Source organism: Flavivirga aquimarina (assembly GCF_030540835.1).
Classification (GTDB): domain Bacteria; phylum Bacteroidota; class Bacteroidia; order Flavobacteriales; family Flavobacteriaceae; genus Flavivirga; species Flavivirga aquimarina.
In genome coordinates this window covers 220,091-242,883 of the sequence record NZ_JAUOEK010000120.1, presented here as the reverse complement: position 1 = coordinate 242,883, position 22,793 = coordinate 220,091, and the positions used below count along the sequence as shown (strand labels likewise).

The window sequence follows — 22,793 nt, the reverse complement described above, 5'->3', positions numbered from 1 at the left end:
TAAACACATCTATCCAACCTACAGTAGTTATGGTTATAAAATAACCAGTGTCGGTCATTGTTGCTTTATATTTTGTAGACATATTTTAATTTTTCTACAAAGTATAAAATTAATTGGATAAGTAGGGCACGGATTACAAATACGCGCTATCGAGTCCGCGCTATCGGGTTTTATGGGTTTCCGCGAAAGCGAAAACATTTTAGTTTATATGATGAGTTGGTAGCTATGCGCTATACAGAAATTTGTTAAGTAGTATTTATACTAAAACAAAATCTTCTTTGCTTAATTTAAGTTTTGGGTTTTCGAGTTTTTTAATAGAAGTTCTTATTTTTACCCGTTCAGTTTGTGGTAAAAAAGTAGGGACTAAATCTGTTAAATCAATTTTAAAAAGTCTATTAATAATTATTAAATCTTTTAAAGAGAAAGGGCATATACCATTCATTAGTTCTGAAATATAGGATTTACTTCTATGTCCTAAAATGACTCCAAAATCTTGTTGATTTAAATTTAGCTTTTTTAGTTTAGCTTTTATTAATTTTTTTCTTTTTTCAATAAATTGTCTTTCTTTTTCGGCAATTAATTCGGCTACATCACTTTCACGTAATTTTTCATTGCTAATTCTTGAATCTGGAGACCAATTTTTATTTTCATAGGCTTCAATTAAATCTTTCAGCTTTTTTCGAAGCGTTTTAAACTTTGGATTCTCTTTAGAAAGCACTCTTAACTTTCTATCTGCAATTAAAGCTCTTTCAAAATCTAATTCATTTTTGATTTCTCCAAGTTCAATTAATTCTATGATGTCTAATTGTGTTTTCATAATTTTTTAAATCCAATTATTAGATTTTAACCATTTTTTAATTGTGCCCTTATTATTTTTAAATAGACTTTCATATTCTTTATGATTTCCTAACCAAACAACAGATGCTTCTCCATCATCAAATTCAATTAGAATCATTGTTCTATGAACAGATATATTGAAAAAATAAAAACCATCACTATGTACACAATCTGCATCAGACCTTGACCTATTTAGCTCGGTTTGATTTTTCCAATCATTTTCTTCAATATCTTCAATAAGTTTATCAACAGCTCTAGCTAAATTAATATTTCCTTTATTTTTTCTTTTAAACTTCTCTAGAGTTTTCTTATTAGTTAATCTCATTATTTACTTATACAAATATATGTAAAGTTCGTATATATTCCGAACTTTAAGTTTTTGTTTTATTTATAGTGACTTGATATAAAACTGTTTTAATGCTTAAATAAGCTTATTATAAGTTGCTTTTATATCTGAAGTCGAGCAAATTTATAAAAATTTTCGTACAAATAAATAAAAAACCACCTTGTTTGTACAAAGTGGTTTTGGTTTTATGGGTTTCCGCGAAAGCGAAAATGTTTTAGATAAGCTTCATGAGATTCCTGCCTTCACTTCGGCTTCGCTCAGTGACCACACAGGAATGACAGCTCGGTAGCTGAGCGTAGTCGAAGCTACTTGATCATCTCATAACTACGCTTAATAAAGTTTGTTAACTCTTCGCCTTTTAAAAGACCTTGAGATAAACGTGCCAAATCTAAGCTTTGGTTAATTAAACGCTCTTGTTTCTTTTTAGTTTTGGTTTCTAAAATCTCACCTACTAAAGCAGAATTTGTATTAACCACCAAGTTGTACATTTCTGGCATGTTACCCATACCAAACATACCGCCACCACCTCCGGTAGCTTGCATTTCTTTCATACGACGCATAAACTCCGGTTGAGTAATAATAAAAGGCGATGCATCGCTATCCATAGCTTCTAGTTGTACCATGAATTTCTCTGAAGGAATTACTTCTTTTAAAACCTCGTCTAAAGCTTTTTTCTGGTCTTCGTCTAATTTAGAAATAGTGGTGTCGTCTTTCTTAATTAAATTATCGATATGGTCGCCATCTACACGTGCAAATGTTACATTTTCTTTAGCCGATTCTAGTTTTTGTATTAAGTGTGATACAATAGGAGAATCTAATAACAACACTTCGTAATCTTTTGCTTTGGCAGTTTCAATATAACTGTGTTGTGCGTCTTTATCTGATGCATAAAGAATCACCAACTTGTCGTCTTTATCGGTTTGTTTTGCTTTTATTTTGTTGAATAACTCTTCGTAGGTGTAATAAGAACCATCTACCGTTGGATACAATGCAAAAGTATCTGCTTTTTCAAAGAACTTTTCTTCGGAAAGCATTCCGTATTCTATCACGATTTTAATATCGTTCCATTTTGCTTCAAAATCTTCACGACTGTTGTTAAACAGTGATTTTAATTTATCGGCTACTTTTCTGGTAATGTAAGAAGAGATCTTTTTTACGGCACCATCGGCTTGTAAATAACTACGAGATACGTTTAATGGAATGTCTGGAGAATCAATAACACCACGTAACATGGTTAAAAATTCTGGCACTATACCTTCTACATTATCGGTTACAAAAACCTGGTTTTGATACAGTTGTATTTTGTCTTTCTGGATGTTTAAATCCTGTCCCATTTTAGGGAAATATAAAATACCGGTTAAATTAAACGGGTAATCTACATTTAAGTGAATGTTGAATAAAGGCTCTTCAAATTGCATAGGATACAATTCGCGGTAAAAGTCTTTATAGTTTTGATCTTCTAAATCGGCTGGTTGTTTGGTCCATGCCGGATTCGGGTTGTTTATAATGTTATCTACCGTAATTTGTCTATGAGGTTCGGTCGTTTCTTTACCGTCTTTATCTTTTGTCGTTTTAGGTTCGTGCTCTGGATCGTTTATTTCTTTAGTTCCAAATTTAATTGGAATAGGCATAAACTTATTATACTTTAAAAGCAATTCGCTAATACGAGATTCTTCTAAAAACTCGGTAGAATCTTCTGCAATATGTAGAATGATTTCTGTACCTCTATCTGTTTTATCTGATGCTTCTAAAGTGAATTCGGGCGAACCATCGCATGCCCAATGTGCTGCCGGCTCATCTTGATGAGATTTTGTTATAATCTCAACTTTTTCGGCCACCATAAAAGCTGAATAGAAACCAAGACCAAAATGACCAATAATTCCAGAATCTTTAGCAGAATCTTTGTATTTATCTAAAAATTCTTCTGCTCCAGAAAAAGCGACCTGATTGATGTATTTTTCAACCTCTTCTGCGGTCATACCTAAACCTTGATCTATAATATGAAGTTTTTTGCCCTCTTTGTCGACCTTAACTTCTATTTGAGGGTTTCCATATTCAACCTTGGCATCACCTACATTAGTAAGGTGTTTTAATTTTAAAGTAGCATCTGTAGCATTACTAATTAGCTCACGTAGAAAAATTTCGTGGTCACTGTATAAGAATTTTTTAATGAGAGGAAAGATATTCTCTACCGAAACATTAATATTTCCTTTTGTCATAATGAATAATTTATTGTTATTTCCTCCTTTTGTTTACCTGCACGTCCGGCAGGCGGGTGCTCAAGATAAACTCCGGCAGAAAATGGTTTATATTTAATTTAACGTCTTTATGAATTAGACAAAAAAAGTACCAAGAGTTAAAATGTGACAAACTGACACAACTTTTCTGACGAAAAGTAATTTTCGAATTCTAAAGTCCAAATTTAAAGGCTTAACCCAAAAACTTTAGCTCTTAAATATGTTAGTTTTTAATGTTTTGAGCATGATTGTTAGAATTTTTTATTTGGATTGGTTTTTTGAGGTTTCATTTTTTAATAATTGGAATTTAATGGCACTTATTGTATTTTGCTATTACCTAAAGTAAAAAATACTATGTATAATTCGAAAATAATAGGCTTAGGAAAGTACCTTCCGGATAATGTTGTAACGAATAACGACTTGTCTAAGTTAATGGATACCAATGATGAATGGATACAGGAACGTACTGGTATAAAAGAGCGCCGTTGGATAAAAGAAGGCACTAACGATACGTCTGCTATTATGGGAGCCAAAGCTGCTAGAATTGCCATTGAACGTTCTGGGGTAACCAAAGATGCTATCGATTTTATTGTGTTTGCAACCATGACACCAGATTATTATTTTCCGGGTTGTGGCGTACAGATTCAAGACATGCTTGATATGAAGAATATTGGAGCTATCGATATTAGAAATCAATGTTCTGGTTTTGTGTATGCGATATCTGTTGCCGATCAATTTATTAAAACTGGGATGTATAAAAATATTCTTGTTATAGGAGCAGAATATCATAGTAATGGATTAGATAAAACAACGAGAGGACGAGGTGTGTCGGTTATTTTTGGCGATGGAGCAGGGGCTTGTGTGCTATCTAGAGAAAAAGATACAACGAAAGGCGTTTTGTCTACACACTTGCACAGCGAAGGGAAATATGCCGATAAACTTATTGTAGAATCTCCAAGTATAAAGCATTGGGTTCCGCAAATTTTAGAATCTAAAGAAGAAGATTTATCATACTTTCCTTATATGGATGGTACGTTTGTTTTTAAACATGCTGTGGTACGTTTTAGCGAAGTTATTATGGAGGGTTTAATGAAGAATGGCTTGCAGAAAGAGGATATAGACCTTTTAATACCACATCAAGCTAATTTACGAATTGCGCAATTTATTCAAAAGAAATTTGCTTTAAGAGACGATCAAGTATTTAATAACATTATGAACTATGGCAATACTACAGCTGCATCTGTTATTATTGCTTTAACTGAGGCTTGGGAAGAAAATAAAATAAAAGCTGGAGACCATGTCGTACTAGCTGCATTTGGTAGTGGCTTTACATGGGGTAGTGCTATTATTAAATGGTGATGGCATCATCCTGAACTTGTTTCAGGATCTCATATTCTAAACATAAAAAACAAAAAACCCGAAACTTATTTAGTTTCGGGTTTTTCTTAGCTATTAACCGACTTTAAACTAACACTAACCAATTGTGAAGAATGTCTGTCTTATAAGTTAGACGAGCAAAGTCTTATATTATTGCATAAACTTCTATTATTTAACTTTTTTTAACATAGAAATCATCTTGACTTTTTCTGTTTCCTAAAACCTGCCTGCCGGCAGGAACGGCTAAAATTCGCCCATATTTCGTTACTTTTTTTATGCTTAGCGATGCTATGCTTTTCAAAAAGTGTCTCATCTGAACAAATTTTATCTCATTTTCGGTTAAAAACAAAAAGTCAAGATGAGTTCACTAATAAAAAAAACTCGAAATATAAATAACGAGTTTTTTAATTATACAAATCTTTTATCACGAATTTTTTAATGCATATAGACGACTAACTCTAAATAATTATTTCGTTTTGGTTAGATTGTATATTACGTTTAACGTTAAATTATTGTGCTTATTGTATGTGTTTGTAATTTTTTAAAAAAGCAAAAGCCCAAAGCTTTAAAGCTTCGGGCTTTTTATTCAATAATCTGGCATAAATATTAACCATCAACTATTATGCAGATTACTAAATGTTTTTATAGGAAACCTCCGCTTCCGGATTTTGTATTATTATCTCTTTGTTTTCTGCGTAAAGCACGGTATTTACCACCTCCAAATCGGTATGATAATGCAATATTCCATGTATTACTTTCCCAATTAAAATCTCCAAATGCTGGGAATGGTGTATGGGCTTCAAATTCAAATTGCATCGTATTTAATATATCACTGTAGTTAAAACTAAAAGTAGCTCGATTATCTTCTAAGAAGCTATATCGAAGGCCAGTATTAACTGTAAACATAGGTTTTCTGGTAAATTGAATGCCTTTTTCTTCCCCTCGATACATAGAAAACAAGGATAAACTTAATTTTTTTGAAACCTTAAAATTATTAAACAGTCTAAGATTCCATATAACATTGGTTACCTCGGTTTTTGTGCTTTCAATATCAGCCTCAGTGGCATTTTCTATATCGGTAGTATTTATAAATTCTGTTATCCCATTTTGGGTTTGTGAGTATAAATCAAAGCTTCCGTTTAAGCTCCACCATTTTGTAGGGCGATAATTCGACGATAATTCGACACCAAAAGCAGAAGTATTGTCAAAATTACCAAAAGATAAAATGGCATTTGCAGCAGGGATATTCGTTCTATCTATTCTTACAACTCTACTAATATTATCTTCAATAATTCTGTAAAAAACACCAGCAGTGATACTACCGTTTTTTAATTGCCTGGTGTAGTTTGTCTCAATAGAATTAGTAAATTGAGGTAAGAGTTCGGGGTTTCCAAAAGAAGAAACACGTGGTGTGCTCCACTCTCTTATAGGATTTATTTGTTGCAAACCAGGTCTGTCGACACGACGACTAAAACTCAATTGATACGAGTTTTTATCTGAAGCAGTATAGGTTACAAAAGCAGATGGGTATACTTGAAAGTAATCATTTTCAAAAGGGATTAACTCTGTAGTATTGTTACTAAAAATGCTTAAGGCATCTGCAGTCTCATCAACATGTTCAATACGTGCTCCTACTTGATAATTCCATTTTTCTAATTTTTTAGAAAACGTGAAGTATGCAGAATAAATATCTCTATTGTATTCAAAATCGGTACTAGGGGTTGGTATAATATCGCCTTCACTAGAAAACGTTTGCCCTGTAGACATGTAACCTATATCAGAATCAAATAAAAGGGCTTGTAACCCTGCTTCAATTTTTATTTTTTCGTTTAGAGGTTTAACATAGTCTATATTAACTGTTGTTTGATTGCGTTCCGTATCTACATTGTCAACATAATTTGGTGGAAAGCTAAAATTAACAAAGTCAAAATTGGCAATTTCATTTTGTCCGAAATCATTATAATCTATTTCAATTTCTAATGTTTCATCTTCATCATTAAATTCATGTTTATATGCTAAGTTGTATTGTTCAGAATTATTGTCGGAGACATTGTTAAACAACTGACTTTGTGTAGTAGCACTAGGAAAACTTATTAAAGTATTGCCGAAACCACTACCATCAAAGATATTTTGATTGGTGAAGAATGATAGCGTGTTTTTGTCATTCATATAAAAATCAACACCAACTTTATATAAGTGCGATTTATTGTTGTTTCCAAACTTAAAATCTTGTCTTGAATTATCGTCTAAACGCTCAATATTTCCGAAGTTATCAAATTTACCAATATTGTTTCCATAGTTGCCGTAAAAGTTGAATTTTCCGTTTCGATAGTTCATATCGATTGAACTGTTGAATTTCGCAAAAATTTCTTTAGTTAACCCAACATTAAAATTACCATTAAAACCTTGTTGTGTGTTTTTATGCAATTTAATATTGATAATACCACTCATACCCTCTGGGTTATATTTAGCTGAAGGGTTTGTTATTAATTCAATTTGTTTAATAGAAGTCGAGGGTATTTGTTTTAATAATTGAGCAATTGGAACATTACTTAATTTACCATCAATCATAACGCGTACATTTTCGTTGCCTCGAAGACTAATATTCCCAGTTTGTTGATCTACGTTTACAGATGGAATATTATTCATAATATCACTTGCCGATGCCCCAGCAGTTGTTAAGTCTTTACCAATAGTGATAACTTTTCTGTCTACTTTTTGCTGTATTGTTGATGTTTCTGCAATTATAGTAACTGCATCTAAACCTTCGGTTTCTTCTTCAAGTAGAATATTGCCTAAGTTAACTTTATAATTCCCTCTGCCAAGAGTGACGCTTTTTGTATACGTTTTATAGCCTATGTATTGAATGTTTACAATAATATTTCCTTCGGCTATTTTTTCAATTTTAAAAGTACCGTCATCTAAAGTAATACCACCGGTTAGTATGTCGCCGGATGCATTTTTAATGACTACATTTACATAAGGTAAGGGTTGGTTTAACGTTGCGTCTAATACTTTTCCGGTAATAGACCCTGTTTTGTCAACATTGTTTTTCGTAACTGTTGAATGCGCCTGTATGGTTATTGTAACCAATAAAAGGCATAGCAAAAATGATTTTTTCATTAGAAGTAGTCTGATTTGTTTTTTTGATTGATTGATATATTTAGTAGACGACAAACGAACATTTGTGTTACTGTATTTGTAATTCTTAACATTTTTTTAACAATATGAGTAAAAAAACATTGGTATTGGGAGCATCTTTAAAGCCAAATATAAGAGGCGAAACTAAAAGCCCCATAATAAAAGGAAATTAACATTTTTCACGCCCTTTTTATAATAAACTCTTGATGTGTTAAAACCAAATTAATATTAAAAACTCGCTAAAGCCCTTTTTTTGTGGAACTTTTAGTTTTGCCCTTATAAACCTGTGTGAGATGTTTGAAATATTCAAAGAGCAGGTACTATCTCAATCCAATGAGAAAGAACGCCGTACCACTAACTGGTACCAACAAAAGGCTTTAGATTTTCAGTATGGATATGAGCTGGTAGAGGGTAAGGATTATTATGATAATTCACAGTTAACCGATGCCGAGATAGAACAAAGTAAGATTATCAAATTTGCCGTTGCAGTTGAGGAGAGTGACAAATCTACTTTATATATCAAGATTGCTAATACTAATAAGCAACCCATCACCATCAGAAATGAAGTTCCTGATAACTTACAATTGACCTTAGATGTATGGTATAATGCGACACTTTTAAATGAGAATGGTATCGAGTTAAACAGTTCAAAAGAACCTGTAAAGGAGGCGAGGCGATACAAACATACTTATCAAACTTGAACTTTAATGAGGAGTATATCGATATGAGATTGATCGATACATTACAGCAATTACCAGCAGTAAAAATCGCTGAAGTATCACACTCAGCATACCGATATGGAGATATAAGCTGGCAGATAATAAATGGTAGATACACACCTTATGCTGGTCATCTATACATAAGTGATGAAGATTTACAAATCAACTACATAAAGTACTAATGCTAATGCAGAATTTTTACAACATAGATTTTTATAAACTTCTTGTGCAGCTCTTGCCTATAAGACAGCGCAAACCGAACTTTATGGCATTAGCCAATATCATAGCCTCACAGCTCCAAAAGATACACTATGAATTTATTGAGTTTATCAATAATCACGAAACGAGTGTAAAGTCTCAAAAGTGCGAGTTACAGGCATTGATAAACAAATGGTTTGACCCTTACCAAAAAAGGATCGTATTAAGAAATGTGATACCAAATTATGAGGATCTATTGCTATGGAACAAGAGCAGGACAAACCTCAAATGATTGGAGATACAACGCTCTTTTTACTTCAAAATGATGGTAACCTTTTAGTAAGTCATATCAATTTTGAAGTTGTTTTACCAATTGGCTATACCCTTACCAATAGCCAAGAGGATTTACTAAAATCGATTGTAGATAAAAACAAACTACCATCAAAAAAATACAGGATAATCAATGGATAAGATAAATTTTGCACAGCAGGATAGTTTTCCGTTTACTATCAAATCAGCAGATTTTATGCAAAACACAATGCAGTTATTATCAAAGATGATTGCTTTAGGTGGCGACAATTATGTGTTAAGCGGATGTGAGGAGGATAACGCCAATAATGTCACTGATGGATACGTGGTCATTGCTGGTGAATTAATACCATTTAAAGGCGGTTTAAAGACTGATAAAATAGTGATTATTGAAGATAGGGAGACCGTGTCAGCTTTTGAAGTTAACTATACAGATGCCTATGTAACACGTCACGCAACTTTTTCAGCTAGGAGACTTAAACTGGTCAGGCTTCCAAAGAATAATAAGCAATCAGGAACTTTGGCAACGTGTAAAGGATATCAAAGGTGATCCTCCGGGTATCAGAGCTGGATGGTGTGGCTATTTGGATAAAATACCCGAAAACTATATGCTTTGTGATGGACGTGCGCTAAATATTGACGAATACCCTGAACTGTTTGAAAACATAGGTACTTCATTTGGGGCTGTAGGTACAACACAGTTTAAAATCCCCGATTTAAGAGAAAAATTTTTAGTTGGATATTCAGGAAACGGTGATTATAATGCAGTTGGACAAACTGGCGGTTTGGATGAAGTCACTTTAACTAAAGAACGCAGGGAGTAGCATCAGATTCAGGTGCGGCAAACGTAGAGTATAGAATTGGAAATAATGAGGCACACGAGAACCGTCCGCCTTATTTTGTTGAAGCATTTATAATTAAAGTAAAATATTAAAACTATGACATCAGTATAAACTGTCTCATAATTTTCTATTTTTACTGAAAATAAAAAATTATGAGACAGTTTATATTGGTAGCTTTCACATTATTAGTTTTAAGTTCATACGGACAAGAAAAAAAAGATATTGAAGAAAAAACACAAAGCATGACACCAGTAGAAACATTAATTAGTTATTTTGAAAGTGGGGCTTTCCCAAATTCAACACAGTTTAAAGAACTTATACAATCACTTTGGCATAAAAGTGAAAGGTTGCCAATAGAGCAGATAGAGACTTTAGTGGATCGTTTAAACGTCTTGCTAAAAACAGAAACTTTTAATAGTACAGTTCAAGATTTAGTTAATGACATATCAATAAAGCTAGAAAAAGGTTTATACAATGGTACGGCAGATGACCTACACCGTGAGATACAGAGTATTTTGGATGGTGCTGGGAAAACCTATACAACCATAGCTTCTGCTATGGCAGTAAATCCTTTACCATCCAATAATACACCTTTCAGAATTAAAAACAATCCTGCTACTGGTGATGATGGCGACTACATTTATTTATCGACAGAGACAAATGGTTATAAATTTGTAGGTTATTCGGTAGCCCAAAACATCGACCAAAATAATACGACCGAGCCAGTCGCTGGAAAAGCGGTTTACGATGAAGTTCAAACTCAAAAGAGAGAGATATACGAAGCAAATCCGGGCGAAATTACTGAGGTAGAAACATTTACAGACAACCCTAGTAATTACTATAATTTAAGTGGTGATTTAGTTTCTAATGGGGGTTATAGGACAAGGCTTTACACAAATATTGATATTTCTAAAAAATTATATGCTACTGGAAATGTAGCTGGAAGTATAATTCCTCTTGTTGTTTATTTCGATGAAAATAATGTTTTTTTGGGTAATGAATATACACAAGGAAATAACGACACAAGAACCTATGAAAATGTGCCTTTGAACCCACCACAGGGAACTGTTAAAATAGGCACAACAAGTGCTTATTTCCCTACACAATTTCCTTATGCAACTGTATCAGAACAACCTATAGGTGTTTTTGCTTCAGCTATAAAACAAAATCAAATCCTATCACAAGCATTAGGCTATGAGGATAGTCTAGTATCTACAGATGAATTGGAGAACGGTTATTATGATAAAAATAATGGTTCTTTTGTTTCAAATGGAGCAAGTCATTCAAGAATGTACAATATGCATAATACAGAAGATAACTATTATTTTACAGGTAATGTTGCAGGAACTGGAATTGCTGGAGTTGTTTATTTTGACGAAAATGATGTTTTTTTAGGTAATGAGTTAACAGGAACCAATAACAGTATTCGTTTTTACGAAAGAGTAAAATTAAACCCACCAAACGGAACTGCAAAAATAGGTGTGACTACCTCAAGATTTCCCACAGTATATCCTTATGGCTTGATTGAAAAAGGTATTTTAGATATTGCGCCTAAAGCCTATGTCAATAGTTCTTTAAAGCACTTAAATAGCTCTTCAAAAAAAAAGAAGTCAATGGTGGTTTTTGGCACTTCAATACCCGCAACTGGTTATCCACAAATAGTTGGGCAAAACTTAGGTATGACAACTTATAACGAAGCAGTACCAAGCTCAATGGCAAGGGCTTTTCATGGAGTTACTGGAAATTTCAAAGATTTAGGATTAGATAATTGTTTAAAGGCTCTATCGCACACGTTAGCAGATAAGCAAAGTTTAATTGACAACTGGACTAATGGGTTAGATGCTAATGGTAATATTACGGGCGGTTCATATGGATGGAGGGATTTAATTAGTGGCGCATCGCCTACAAGTGCAATAACTGACTATTATACAGAAGAGCAAATAAAAGACTTTTCGCATGAGCGAAAACTAGTAAACAAATACTTAGATAGTTTGCATCCTGATTTCGTGGAAATGCCAAATTATTTTATTTTAGATCATGGGCATAATGATTTAGTAGCAACATCTTATGATGCAGATGAAAATGCAGCTATTTCAATTCCCGAAACTAGAAATGATAGAAGCACATTTAATGGTGCAATGAACTACCTTATAGATATTATTTAAGCTATAATCCACGTGCAAAAATAATACTCATAGGACATTATGAAAGCGACCGAAAAGAACGTATTTACAAGGCGCAAGAAATTTTATTTCATTATTGGGGATTCCCTAGTTTGAAGCTTTGGGAGAAAGCGGGATTTTCACAACAAGAGGTGTCTACCACAGGCTATTGGCAAAATAGTACTACTTGGATTGAAAGCGGAGGTGTAATTCAAAACTTGACATTAACACAAATTTGGATGCAAGATGATTTACATCCATATTCACAACCAACACAAGAACATTTAGCTAAAATATGGGAAATGTTCTTAAGATTTGAAATTTAATTCATCAAATTCAGAGACTTAATACATACACAAATAGATTTCAAAAACAAACGAAAAATTTGCTAGTACAGCTTCTGAATTTGTACTTTTGGTTTCGCCGATTATACAAATAGGTATTCTAATTATGCGGTTCAAAGATTAATTGCTAATAAATTTGAAGTAGTGGCTTTTGGTTTAAAAAAGGGAAATATTTCTGATGTACAAATTGATACTGAATTATTAGCATATCATGACGTGCATACAGTAACTTTATACCTTAATGCCAAAAGACAAAAGGACTATTATGACTATATTTTATCATTAAAACCAAAACGTGTTATTTTTAATCCAGGAACAGAAAACCCTGAACTTTATAAGCTTTTAAAGGAACATAATATTGCTTTTGAAGCTTCTTGTACTTTAGTTTTGCTCGCTACGAATCAATATTAAACCTAAGAATGTAATGAGTCCATTAATTATTAGAAGTTCGTAACCAATAACATAGCCTCCAATTTGTTCTGCTGGAATTTTTCCAATTAGATAGGACAGTATAACAGATATTAATGTAACAAGCCAAACGTATTTATCGATAACTTTAAATTTGGTAAAAATTCCAAAAGCAAATAACCCGAGTAGCGGACCATAAGTATAACCGGCAACTTTTAAAAGGTTATCTATAACATTACTGTCTAAAATATATTTAAAAGCTACAATAACAAAAATGAGAATGATGCTCATCAATACATGAACGCGTTTTCGTAACCCTTTTTGTTTGGATGCTTCAATTTTTTCTATGCCTAAAAAATCTATGCAAAAAGATGTGGTTAACGATGTTAAAGCACTATCTGCACTACTATAAGCAGCTGCAATTAAGCCTAGTAAAAATACTATTGCTAATGATATGCTTAAACCTCCGTTTAAGGCTATTTCGGGGAATAGCAAATCGGTTTTTACTTTTCCGTCTAGCATAGGTGTTGCAATATTAAATTTATCAGCATAAATAAATAGAAGAGCTCCAAGCAACAAGAAAATAAAATTAACAACAACTAAAACTAAACTGAAAGAAACCATATTCTTTTGTGCATCTTTAAGCGTTTTGCAGGTAAGGTTTTTTTGCATCATATCTTGATCTAAACCAGTCATACAAATGGCAATAAACATGCCACCAAGAAAAGATTTTACAAGATGATTTTTTGCCAAAAAGGACTCAGTGAAAAAAGTTTTATTGTATTTCGTCAATTCATCAGAAGCCAAAAACTCTGAAAAACTCCAATCTAATTTATCGGTAATTAAAATGATTGCTATAATAACCGCAACAAGCATAAATAAAGTTTGCAGGGTATCTGTCCACACAATAGTTTTAATACCTCCCTTATAAGTATATAACCATATTAACAAGATTGAAATAGTAACGGTTCCCCAAAAAGGAAATCCATAAGCATCAAAAACAAATTTTTGTAATACAATAGCAACTAAATATAATCGGAAGGAAGCTCCTAAAACTCTAGAGATAAAAAAGAAAAAAGCACCTGTTTTATAGCTAACTACCCCAAAACGACTTTCTAAATATTGATATATTGAAGTCACATTAAGTTTGTAATATATAGGAAGCAATATATATGCTATAACAAAATAACCAGCTAAATATCCAAAAACAACCTGCATGTAACTAAATTGAGAAGCATCAACCCAGCCAGGCACAGAAATAAAAGTGACTCCTGAAAGTGAGGCACCTATCATTCCGAAAGCAACAACGAACCAGGGAGATTGTCTTTTAGCCTTAAAGAAAGTTTCATTAGAATCTTCTTTGCCAGTTAAATATGATATGAGAATAAGTACCCCGAAGTAAGCTGCTATAAGTAGCATGATTTGTGTTGCAGACATTGAAAGAAATTTTAAGTGTTGAAATTACAAATATTAAGTCTCAAATTCCAAATGAAGCCTGTAATTTAAAAGAATTGATTAAAATTAGTGGTTTTTCGGGGCTAAATGTTAAATTCGCGTAAATGGAATTCTCTTCAAAATTATTAGAACGGGCAGTAAATGAAATGTCGCAATTACCAGGAATTGGTAAACGAACGGCTTTACGTTTAGTGTTGCATATGCTAAGGCAACCAAAAGAGCAAACTATAGCGCTTTCTGAAGCTTTGCAGACTATGCGCAATGATGTTAAATTTTGTAAATCGTGTCATAATATAAGTGATCAAGATCTTTGTGAAATATGTACCACTCCAAATAGGGATTTAAGTGTTATATGTATTGTAGAAGATATTAAAGATGTGATGGCAATAGAAAATACGAGCTCATTTAAAGGACTGTATCATGTGTTGGGAGGTAAGATTTCCCCTATGGATGGTATAGGGCCTCATGACCTAAATATTGAGTCATTAGTAAAAAAAGTTAAAGAGGGCACAATAAAAGAACTAATCTTTGCGTTAAGCTCGACGATGGAAGGGGACACTACCAATTTTTATATATATAAACAAATTAAAGAATACCAAATTTTAACATCTACTATTGCAAGGGGGATTTCGGTTGGTGATGAGTTGGAATATGCAGACGAAATTACTTTAGGAAGAAGCATTGTAGATAGGGTGCCATTTGAAAGTTCTTTAAAATTATAATTGAAAATTACTACTTTAAATATTAAGACTTTTTCTGAAAAAAGTGCTGAATTAATTTCTAAAATAGATTTTAATCCAGACATTATTGTAGGGATTCTAAATGGTGGAGGCTATGTGCTTAATGATATTAAAAAAGTAAAAAAATTTGAAGGTGTTCAATTTGAATCAATAATACTTCAGAGAAGTAACAGATTGAAAAATAATTATTTCATCAAGGCTATTTTAAAATCGTTACCTTATAGTGTTACAAATTGGCTTAGAATATATGAGTCTAATAAAGCAAAAAAATCAATTGATACTTTAAATTTAGATAATCTATCTAATAGTAACATTGATTTTAAATTTAATTCAAACTCAAAAAAAACTGTAGGTAATATTCTTGTAATTGATGATGCAGTTGATACGGGTAGGACAATGTTTATTGTTAAAAATCATTTAATCAAAGAGTTTCCAAAAGCAAAAATTAAAACAGCAGTAATTTCTTGGACAATAGAAAACTCAATTGTAATACCAGATTACTATTTGTTTAAAAATAGCTTAGTTAGATATCCGTGGTCTAAAGATTATAAAGGAAAAGATTTTGAAAAAAAAAGCTTTAGTAGTTGATTTAGATGGAACACTATTTACAATAAATACGTTTCATTACTTTATAAAATATCTTATTGAATTTTGTGTAAAGCGTATTAAAATAATCTTACTTGTTAAGTTATGCTTTGCAATTAGTTCTAGAATATATGTATCGCATAAAAAAATGAAATACAATGTTTTAAGATTACTTAAAAACAGAAATGACATTAATTATGAAGCTTTTGTAAAGTCTATTTCGTCTAAAAAAAAGGATATTCCACATCTTCAAGATACTATTTTTAATGTTAAAATATTAGCAACAGCAGCTCCATCATGTTATGCAAATATTATAGCAAAAAATGAAGGTTTGGTTTGTTTGGGTACAGATTTTCCATACGCTAAGTTCGATCAAACTTTTGAAAATAGTAAAGTCAATAAAAAAGAAAATGTTTTAAAATATTTAGAAAGCCAAAACATTTATGAAGTCGATACATTTATTACCGATCACATAGATGATTTTCCGCTTATAAAAATAGCAAGAAGTAATATTCTTGTAAACCCACATGAAGAATTATTAAATATGCTAAAACAAAATTCAATTTCCTTTGAAGTAATAAGTTAAAGGTTTTAACTTTGCTGAGAAGCAAAAAAGAAATAGTGAAAAACTGCTTTTTAATAAGAATAATTAAAAATAAAAGCTATTTTTTCGTTAATTTTGCAAAAGAAATAAAAAAAACAAACATTACGTTATTAATATGGCAAAGTTTGAGCTTAAATTACCAAAAATGGGTGAAAGTGTTGCAGAAGCAACAATAACATCTTGGTTAAAGGAAATTGGGGACACTATTGAAATGGATGAACCTGTTTTAGAAATAGCAACAGATAAGGTTGATAGTGAGGTGCCAAGCGAGGTAGATGGTGTTTTAGTTGAGAAGTTTTTTAATGTAGATGATGTAGTTCAGGTAGGGCAGGTTATTGCTGTTATTGAAATAGAAAGTAATGATGGTAATGATTCAGAATCAGAATCTGAGTCTCTAAACGAAGACGTAGAGCAGAAAGAAGAAGCTGTTATACAAGTAGCAGAAACCATAGCAGTAGCCAAAGAAACTGTTAAGTCCATAGTTTCAAACGGAGAACGTTTTTATTCACCGCTTGTTAAAAATATAGCGAAGCAAGAAGGAGTAAGTCAACAAGAATTAGATGTTATTTCTGGTAGTGGAAAAGATGGGCGTGTTACTAAAAATGATATTCTTGGATATATAGAGAATAGAACAGGGAATCATCAAGAATCGATTACGCAAAAAGTTGAATCTCCAGTTATTCAACCTAAGCCTACAGAACAACCTAAGAAGCCTATGGTTTCAGTTGTTTCTAACGGAGAAGATGAGATTGTAGAAATGACTAGAATGGGCAAGCTTATTGCACATCATATGGTTGAGTCTGTACAAACATCTGCACATGTACAAAGTTTTATTGAAGCCGATGTTACTAAAATATGGAATTGGAGAAAGAGAGTTAAGAATGAATTTATGAAACGTGAAGGTGAGAATTTAACTTTCACACCTATTTTTATGGAAGCTATTGCTAAAGCACTCCGTGAATTTCCAATGATGAATATCTCACTTCAAGGTAATACCATTGTGAAAAAGAAAAACATTAATTTAGGTATGGCAGCTGCTTTACCTGATGGTAATTTAATAGTGCCGGTTATAAAAAATGCAGATCAACTTAATTTGGTTGGCATGACGAAACAGGTTAATGATTTGGCTAATAGAGCGCGATTAAATGAATTAAAACCAGACGATATTCAAGGTGGTACATACACCGTAACTAATGTGGGAACATTTGGTAGTATTATGGGAACTCCAATAATAAACCAGCCACAAGTTGGTATTTTAGCACTTGGAGCTATTAGAAAAGTGCCTGCAGTTATTGAAACTTCAGAAGGTGATTTTATAGGAATTCGTTATAAAATGTTCTTGTCACATTCATACGATCATCGTGTAGTTAATGGCGCACTTGGCGGTCAATTTGCTAAAGCTGTAAAAGATTATCTGGAAGCTTGGGATAGCGATAGAGAAATATAGTTTTAAGAAAATATATATTAAAAACCAACTTTAAAACAGTTGGTTTTTTTGTTTCAACCCTTTATCAATTTAGTATCTTTACAACTTTAGAAAAATAAAATTAAATGCAGCTCAATCTTACAAAACCCATTTGTTTTTTCGATCTTGAAACAACAGGTATTAATATATCGAAAGATCGTATTGTCGAAATTTCTATTCTTAAGGTTTTTCCTAATGGAAAAGAAGAAAGCAAAACATGGTTGGTTAATCCGGAAATGCCAATACCAAAAGAAGTTACAGAAATTCATGGTATAACTAACGAAAAAGTTGCAAATCAGCCAACATTCAAAGAACTCGCTAAAGAGGTTTATAATATGATTAAAGATTCCGATTTAAGTGGATTTAATTCTAATAGGTTTGATATTCCTTTATTGGCAGAAGAAATGTTGCGAGCTGATATTGATTTCGATATGAAAAACCGTTTAGCCATAGATGTACAAACTATTTTTCATAAAATGGAACAACGCACTTTAAGTGCAGCGTATAAATTTTATTGCGATAAAGATCTTGAAGGAGCACATAGTGCAGAAGCAGATACTAATGCAACATACGAGGTTTTAAAAGCGCAAATTGCTAAATATGATGAAGTAGAAAATGATACTAAGTTTTTGGCAGAGTTTAGCTCAAGAAAAAAGTTTGCAGATTTTGCGGGTTTTATAGCTTATAATAAAGAAGGTGTTGAGTGTTTTTCTTTTGGGAAACATAAAGGGAAGTTAGTTACGGAAGTATTAGAAAAAGAACCGGGTTATTTTGGATGGTTGCTTAATGCAGATTTTCCTTTATACACTAAAAAAGTGCTAACAAGTATTAAGCTAAGAAGTTTTAATAACAAACTATAACGGTTTTGACGTTCCTGCGAGGTCACTGAGCGACTTGTACTTAGTAAAGCTGGTGGAGGTAGGAATTCATTTTTAAGTAAGGAATTAATATAATAAACAGGTTCTTGCCTTTGCAGGAATGACAGAAGATATGAAACTTATTTGTATAGGTAGAAATTACACCGAACACATTAAAGAATTAGAAAATGAAAAACCGGAAAATCCGGTTGTTTTTTTAAAACCAGATACAGCAATTCTTCTTAAAAAACAACCTTTTTTTATTCCGGATTTTTCAAATGATATACATTATGAAGTAGAAATTTTGGTTAAAATAAATCGAGTAGGTAAGCATATAGATAAAAAATTTGCACATAAATATTATAATGAAATAGGTTTAGGAATAGATTTTACAGCCCGCGATTTACAAAGCCAACTAAAAACAAAAGGATTGCCATGGGAGAAAGCTAAGGCATTTGACGGCTCAGCAGTTGTAGGTAAGTGGTTATCAAAAGAAGATGTAAAAGATGTTAATGCTATTGGATTTTCTTTAAAAAAAAATGATAATATTGTACAATTAGGAAATACAAGCCACATGCTTTGGAAAATTGATGAACTTATAGAATATGTCTCAAAATATTTTACTATAAAGATTGGAGATATTATATTTACAGGAACACCAGCAGGTGTTGGCAAAGTAATTGCAAACGATAAATTAAAAGGATTTATAGAAAACCAGGAAATGTTTTCAATAACAATAAAATAAATGGAACAACATTACAAATTATTTAGAGTAAGAGAATTGGCTGATAATGATGAAGATTTTATAGCAACGTTAGCCGAAACGTTTTTAGAAGAAGTGCCTGTAGATGCAGACAGGTTGAAACAAGCAGTTGCAGAAAAGGATTATTTTAATGCATATCAAGCTGCCCATAAAATGAAACCCACTGTCGATTTGTTCGAGTTAGGCATTCTTGATACTTTAATAGAAGTTCAAGATTGGGGTAAGTTTGAAAAGAAAGATGTAGATATTACTTCTCAATTAGATATAGTTATAGAGGTAGTAGATAAAGCTGTTGCAGAAATAAGATCAGATTTTAATTTATAATGCTAGCCGAAATAATTACCATTGGCGATGAGCTTCTTATTGGTCAAGTTACAGATACCAACTCTGGATTTATTGCAAAACAACTTACTACTATTGGCGTGTCGGTGTATCAAATTACATCAATACAAGACGATAAATCTCATATTTTAAAAGCACTAAAAGATGCTGAAAATCATGCAGATATTATTATTCTTACGGGAGGCTTAGGGCCTACCAAAGATGATATTACCAAAAAGACCATAACCGAATATTTTGATGACACTTTGGTTAGAGACGATAGTGTTTTAAAAAATATAGAGGAGATATGGAAGAACTACGTAGGAGGCTTACTGCTACAAGTAAATAAAGATCAGGCATTGGTACCGTCAAAATCTACAGTATTGATGAATAAACTTGGTACAGCTCCCGGTATGTGGCTGGAAAAGGATAATAAAGTCTTTGTTTCACTTCCAGGAGTTCCCTATGAAATGGGAGCTCTAGTTGAAAATGAGGTTATACCAAAGTTAAAAACCAAGTATAATTGCCCTTATATTTTAAATAAAACATTATTAATATATGGTTTAGGAGAAAGTGCCTTGGCAGATAGAATAGAATCTTGGGAAGATGCCTTGCCTGAGCATATAAAACTGGCATATTTGCCAAGTTTGGGGCAAATGAGATTACGTTTATCAACAAAAGGGTTTGATGAGCAACAAGTTAAATCTGATATTCAAAAAGAGATTGATAAAGTATTACCCTTAATTAAAGATGAATTTTTTGGTTTTGAAGATGAGGAAGGTTCGGTTGAAACAATTATTTCTAAACACCTGACTAAAATAGGAAAAACATTATCGATTGCCGAAAGTTGTACTGGTGGAACAGTCGCAGAGCGCTTCACAGTAAATTCTGGAGCTTCGGCTTATTTTAATGGGGGTGTAGTGACGTATTCTACAGCATCTAAGATACACGTTTTAGGCGTTTCAAAAGAAGATGTTGAAACCTATTCAGTGGTTAGTTCTCAAGTGGCAGAATCGATGGCTAAAAATGCTTTGCGGTTATTTCAATCCGATTTTGCTGTAGCTACAACAGGAAACGCTGGTCCAACAAAAGGAGATTCTGATGCCGAAGTGGGAACAGTTTTTATAGCAATTGCTACCAAAACGGGCATTTATTCCGAGAAGTTTAACTTTGGAAACCATCGTATAAAAGTGATAAATAAAGCTGTAAATAAAGCGTTGGAAATGTTACTAAAAGAAATTTTTAAAAATTGATTAAAATAAGGTTGTCGTAAATTAAAGAATTTGTATATTTGCACCTCGATTTTAAGCAACAAAAAAATTAAAGTTATATATCATGTCAAGAGTTTGTGAACTTACAGGAAAGAAGGCCATGGTTGGAAACAATGTTTCTCATGCATTAAATAGAACAAAGCGTAAGTTTAATGCGAATTTGTTAAAGAAACGTTTTTATATTCCAGAAGAAGACAGTTGGATAACTTTAAAAGTTTCTACATCTGCTTTAAAAACTATTAACAAAATAGGTATATCTGCAGCGATTAAGGAAGCAAAATCTAAAGGGTTTTTAAAATAATAGCTGTATTTAATAAGTAAAGAAATGGCAAAGAAAGGCAACAGAATACAAGTGATTTTAGAATGTACAGAGCATAAAGAGTCTGGAAAACCAGGAACTTCAAGATACATTACCACTAAAAATAAAAAGAATACGCCAGATAGAATGGAGATTAAGAAATTTAATCCTATTCTTAAACGCATGACAGTTCATAAAGAGATAAAATAATAAGCCATGGCAAAGAAATCAGTAGCATCATTACAAACAGGATCTAAAAGGTTAACCAAAGCTATAAAAATGGTGAAGTCACCAAAAACTGGAGCTTACATGTTCGTTGAATCTATTATGAGTCCGGATCAGGTTAACAATTTTTTTAACAAAAACTAAAACGGTAACGTTTCACGATATTATAAGCTGCTTTCTTTTTAGAAAGCAGCTTTTTTATGTTTATATTTGAAAGGTTTTCTGTCATAATAGCAGTAAGAAAATTGTGGTGCGAAAATTGACATGAATAATTAAGTAAACAATAAAAGAATAAACTTAAAATATGAGTTTTTTTAAAAAGATATTTTCTTCAGAAAAAAAGGAAACCTTAGACAAAGGTTTAGAAAAAACTAAATCCAGTTTTTTTGGAAAATTAAGCAAGGTCGTAGCAGGAAAATCTAAGGTAGATGATGAGGTTTTAGACAACCTTGAAGAAGTATTAGTATCTAGCGATGTGGGCGTAAATACGACACTTAAAGTTATAGAGCGTATTGAAGAACGTGTTTCAAAAGATAAATATTTAGGAACTGAAGAACTTAATATAATTCTTCGCGAAGAAATAGCAGGTTTATTAAGTGAAACAAATTTAGGAGAAGAAACAGATTTTGTCATTCCTCAAGATAAAAAACCTTATGTTATTATGGTTGTTGGGGTTAATGGCGTAGGAAAAACGACTACTATTGGTAAGTTGGCCTATCAATTTAAAAAGCAAGGATTAAAAGTAGTTTTAGGTGCAGCAGATACCTTTAGAGCAGCAGCAATAGACCAGTTACAAGTGTGGGCAGATAGGGTGGATGTGCCTATTATTAAACAATCCATGGGTAGTGACCCTGCTTCTGTTGCATTCGATACTTTAAAAAGTGCAGTGACGCAAGAAGCAGATGTTGTTATTATAGATACAGCAGGACGTTTACACAATAAAGTAAATTTAATGAATGAGCTTACTAAGGTAAAACGTGTGATGCAGAAAGTGGTAGACGATACGCCAAATGATGTATTATTGGTTTTAGATGGCTCTACCGGACAAAATGCATTTGAGCAAGCAAAACAATTTACAGCAGCTACAGAAGTAACCTCGCTGGCAGTCACTAAATTGGACGGAACGGCTAAAGGCGGTGTGGTTATAGGTATTTCAGACCAATTTCAAATTCCTGTAAAATATATTGGTGTAGGCGAAGGAATCGAAGACTTGCAAGTATTTAATAAATTTGAGTTTGTAGATTCGTTTTTTAAATAACCTTTTTTCATTCCTGCGGAGGCAGGAATCT

At 32.4% G+C, this 22,793-nt stretch carries 27 protein-coding genes; 21 read left to right on the top strand and 6 right to left on the bottom strand.

Annotated features, from left to right (window positions below):
• Window positions 1-256 precede the first annotated feature (256 nt).
• From Q4Q35_RS12480 to htpG, 3 genes are all read right to left on the bottom strand, one after another.
• A complete protein-coding gene (locus Q4Q35_RS12480) occupies window positions 257-817 on the bottom strand; it encodes a transcriptional regulator (protein WP_303278312.1) in 561 nt (186 codons plus the stop codon).
• Between the two features lie 6 nt (window positions 818-823).
• The gene (locus Q4Q35_RS12475; protein WP_303278311.1) at window positions 824-1,162 is read right to left on the bottom strand and encodes a type II toxin-antitoxin system HigB family toxin; all 339 of its coding nucleotides are present in this window, start codon (window positions 1,160-1,162) and stop codon (window positions 824-826) included.
• Window positions 1,163-1,488: 326 nt separating this feature from the next.
• The gene (htpG, locus tag Q4Q35_RS12470) at window positions 1,489-3,402 is read right to left on the bottom strand and encodes a molecular chaperone HtpG (protein WP_303278310.1); all 1,914 of its coding nucleotides are present in this window, start codon (window positions 3,400-3,402) and stop codon (window positions 1,489-1,491) included.
• Window positions 3,403-3,774: 372 nt separating this feature from the next.
• Between htpG and Q4Q35_RS12465 the strand changes: the two genes are divergently transcribed.
• The gene (locus Q4Q35_RS12465) at window positions 3,775-4,779 is read left to right on the top strand and encodes a 3-oxoacyl-ACP synthase III family protein (RefSeq protein WP_303278309.1); all 1,005 of its coding nucleotides are present in this window, start codon (window positions 3,775-3,777) and stop codon (window positions 4,777-4,779) included.
• 190 nt (window positions 4,780-4,969) lie between these two features.
• Here Q4Q35_RS12465 and Q4Q35_RS12460 read toward each other — a convergent pair whose 3' ends face one another.
• Window positions 4,970-5,110 carry a hypothetical protein gene (locus Q4Q35_RS12460; RefSeq protein ID WP_303278308.1) on the bottom strand — a complete coding sequence of 47 codons (141 nt, stop codon included), beginning with the start codon at window positions 5,108-5,110 and terminating at the stop codon, window positions 4,970-4,972.
• A gap of 329 nt (window positions 5,111-5,439) precedes the next feature.
• Window positions 5,440-7,920, bottom strand: coding sequence for a TonB-dependent receptor (locus Q4Q35_RS12455; RefSeq protein ID WP_303278307.1), 2,481 nt, complete (start codon window positions 7,918-7,920; stop codon window positions 5,440-5,442).
• A 311-nt stretch (window positions 7,921-8,231) separates the two neighbouring features.
• Between Q4Q35_RS12455 and Q4Q35_RS12450 the strand changes: the two genes are divergently transcribed.
• From Q4Q35_RS12450 to Q4Q35_RS12415, 8 genes are all read left to right on the top strand, one after another.
• Window positions 8,232-8,639: a hypothetical protein gene (locus Q4Q35_RS12450; protein ID WP_303278306.1), complete on the top strand. Its 408-nt coding sequence runs from the start codon at window positions 8,232-8,234 to the stop codon at window positions 8,637-8,639.
• Between the two features lie 23 nt (window positions 8,640-8,662).
• The gene (locus Q4Q35_RS12445) at window positions 8,663-8,839 is read left to right on the top strand and encodes a hypothetical protein (protein ID WP_303278305.1); all 177 of its coding nucleotides are present in this window, start codon (window positions 8,663-8,665) and stop codon (window positions 8,837-8,839) included.
• 277 nt (window positions 8,840-9,116) lie between these two features.
• Window positions 9,117-9,326 carry a hypothetical protein gene (locus Q4Q35_RS12440; RefSeq protein ID WP_303278304.1) on the top strand — a complete coding sequence of 70 codons (210 nt, stop codon included), beginning with the start codon at window positions 9,117-9,119 and terminating at the stop codon, window positions 9,324-9,326.
• Window positions 9,319-9,714, top strand: a complete 396-nt coding sequence (locus tag Q4Q35_RS12435; RefSeq protein WP_303278303.1) for a hypothetical protein — start codon at window positions 9,319-9,321, stop codon at window positions 9,712-9,714. The genes Q4Q35_RS12440 and Q4Q35_RS12435 overlap by 8 nt, the downstream gene beginning before the upstream one ends.
• Before the next feature lie 34 nt (window positions 9,715-9,748).
• A complete protein-coding gene (locus tag Q4Q35_RS12430; protein ID WP_303278302.1) occupies window positions 9,749-9,988 on the top strand; it encodes a tail fiber protein in 240 nt (79 codons plus the stop codon).
• A 170-nt stretch (window positions 9,989-10,158) separates the two neighbouring features.
• Window positions 10,159-12,171, top strand: a complete 2,013-nt coding sequence (locus tag Q4Q35_RS12425; protein WP_303278301.1) for a hypothetical protein — start codon at window positions 10,159-10,161, stop codon at window positions 12,169-12,171.
• Window positions 12,172-12,281: 110 nt separating this feature from the next.
• Entirely contained in the window at window positions 12,282-12,494 is a 213-nt protein-coding gene (locus Q4Q35_RS12420) for a hypothetical protein (RefSeq protein WP_303278300.1), read from the top strand.
• Window positions 12,495-12,572: 78 nt separating this feature from the next.
• Window positions 12,573-12,923 (top strand): CoA-binding protein, encoded by a 351-nt coding sequence (locus tag Q4Q35_RS12415; RefSeq protein WP_303278316.1) that lies wholly within the window; start codon window positions 12,573-12,575, stop codon window positions 12,921-12,923.
• Here Q4Q35_RS12415 and Q4Q35_RS12410 read toward each other — a convergent pair.
• Window positions 12,894-14,357, bottom strand: a complete 1,464-nt coding sequence (locus tag Q4Q35_RS12410; protein WP_303278299.1) for a sodium:solute symporter — start codon at window positions 14,355-14,357, stop codon at window positions 12,894-12,896. The two genes, Q4Q35_RS12415 and Q4Q35_RS12410, sit on opposite strands and share 30 nt — an antisense overlap.
• Before the next feature lie 122 nt (window positions 14,358-14,479).
• Between Q4Q35_RS12410 and recR the strand changes: the two genes are divergently transcribed.
• The 12 genes from recR (at window position 14,480) to ftsY (ending at window position 22,762) form a co-directional block, all read left to right on the top strand.
• On the top strand, window positions 14,480-15,097 hold the full coding sequence (gene recR, locus Q4Q35_RS12405; protein WP_303278298.1) for a recombination mediator RecR: 618 nt from the start codon (window positions 14,480-14,482) through the stop codon (window positions 15,095-15,097).
• The gene (locus tag Q4Q35_RS12400; RefSeq protein ID WP_303278297.1) at window positions 15,098-15,703 is read left to right on the top strand and encodes a phosphoribosyltransferase; all 606 of its coding nucleotides are present in this window, start codon (window positions 15,098-15,100) and stop codon (window positions 15,701-15,703) included.
• On the top strand, window positions 15,678-16,286 hold the full coding sequence (locus Q4Q35_RS12395; RefSeq protein WP_303278296.1) for an HAD family hydrolase: 609 nt from the start codon (window positions 15,678-15,680) through the stop codon (window positions 16,284-16,286). Before Q4Q35_RS12400 ends, Q4Q35_RS12395 begins: the two co-directional genes overlap by 26 nt.
• A gap of 133 nt (window positions 16,287-16,419) precedes the next feature.
• Window positions 16,420-17,751, top strand: coding sequence for a dihydrolipoamide acetyltransferase family protein (locus tag Q4Q35_RS12390; RefSeq protein WP_303278295.1), 1,332 nt, complete (start codon window positions 16,420-16,422; stop codon window positions 17,749-17,751).
• Window positions 17,752-17,855: 104 nt separating this feature from the next.
• A complete protein-coding gene (locus tag Q4Q35_RS12385; RefSeq protein WP_303278294.1) occupies window positions 17,856-18,629 on the top strand; it encodes a 3'-5' exonuclease in 774 nt (257 codons plus the stop codon).
• Between the two features lie 130 nt (window positions 18,630-18,759).
• On the top strand, window positions 18,760-19,371 hold the full coding sequence (locus Q4Q35_RS12380; protein ID WP_303278293.1) for a fumarylacetoacetate hydrolase family protein: 612 nt from the start codon (window positions 18,760-18,762) through the stop codon (window positions 19,369-19,371).
• Window positions 19,372-19,713, top strand: a complete 342-nt coding sequence (locus tag Q4Q35_RS12375; protein WP_303278292.1) for an Hpt domain-containing protein — start codon at window positions 19,372-19,374, stop codon at window positions 19,711-19,713.
• Window positions 19,713-20,963 (top strand): competence/damage-inducible protein A, encoded by a 1,251-nt coding sequence (locus Q4Q35_RS12370; RefSeq protein ID WP_303278291.1) that lies wholly within the window; start codon window positions 19,713-19,715, stop codon window positions 20,961-20,963. Before Q4Q35_RS12375 ends, Q4Q35_RS12370 begins: the two co-directional genes overlap by 1 nt.
• Window positions 20,964-21,045: 82 nt before the next feature.
• Window positions 21,046-21,282 carry a 50S ribosomal protein L28 gene (gene rpmB / locus Q4Q35_RS12365; RefSeq protein ID WP_303278290.1) on the top strand — a complete coding sequence of 79 codons (237 nt, stop codon included), beginning with the start codon at window positions 21,046-21,048 and terminating at the stop codon, window positions 21,280-21,282.
• A 24-nt stretch (window positions 21,283-21,306) separates the two neighbouring features.
• Window positions 21,307-21,489 (top strand): 50S ribosomal protein L33, encoded by a 183-nt coding sequence (gene rpmG / locus Q4Q35_RS12360; RefSeq protein ID WP_072764828.1) that lies wholly within the window; start codon window positions 21,307-21,309, stop codon window positions 21,487-21,489.
• Between the two features lie 6 nt (window positions 21,490-21,495).
• Window positions 21,496-21,648, top strand: a complete 153-nt coding sequence (locus Q4Q35_RS12355) for a DUF4295 domain-containing protein (RefSeq protein WP_303278289.1) — start codon at window positions 21,496-21,498, stop codon at window positions 21,646-21,648.
• 160 nt (window positions 21,649-21,808) lie between these two features.
• A complete protein-coding gene (ftsY, locus tag Q4Q35_RS12350) occupies window positions 21,809-22,762 on the top strand; it encodes a signal recognition particle-docking protein FtsY (RefSeq protein WP_303278288.1) in 954 nt (317 codons plus the stop codon).
• Window positions 22,763-22,793: the final 31 nt, after the last annotated feature.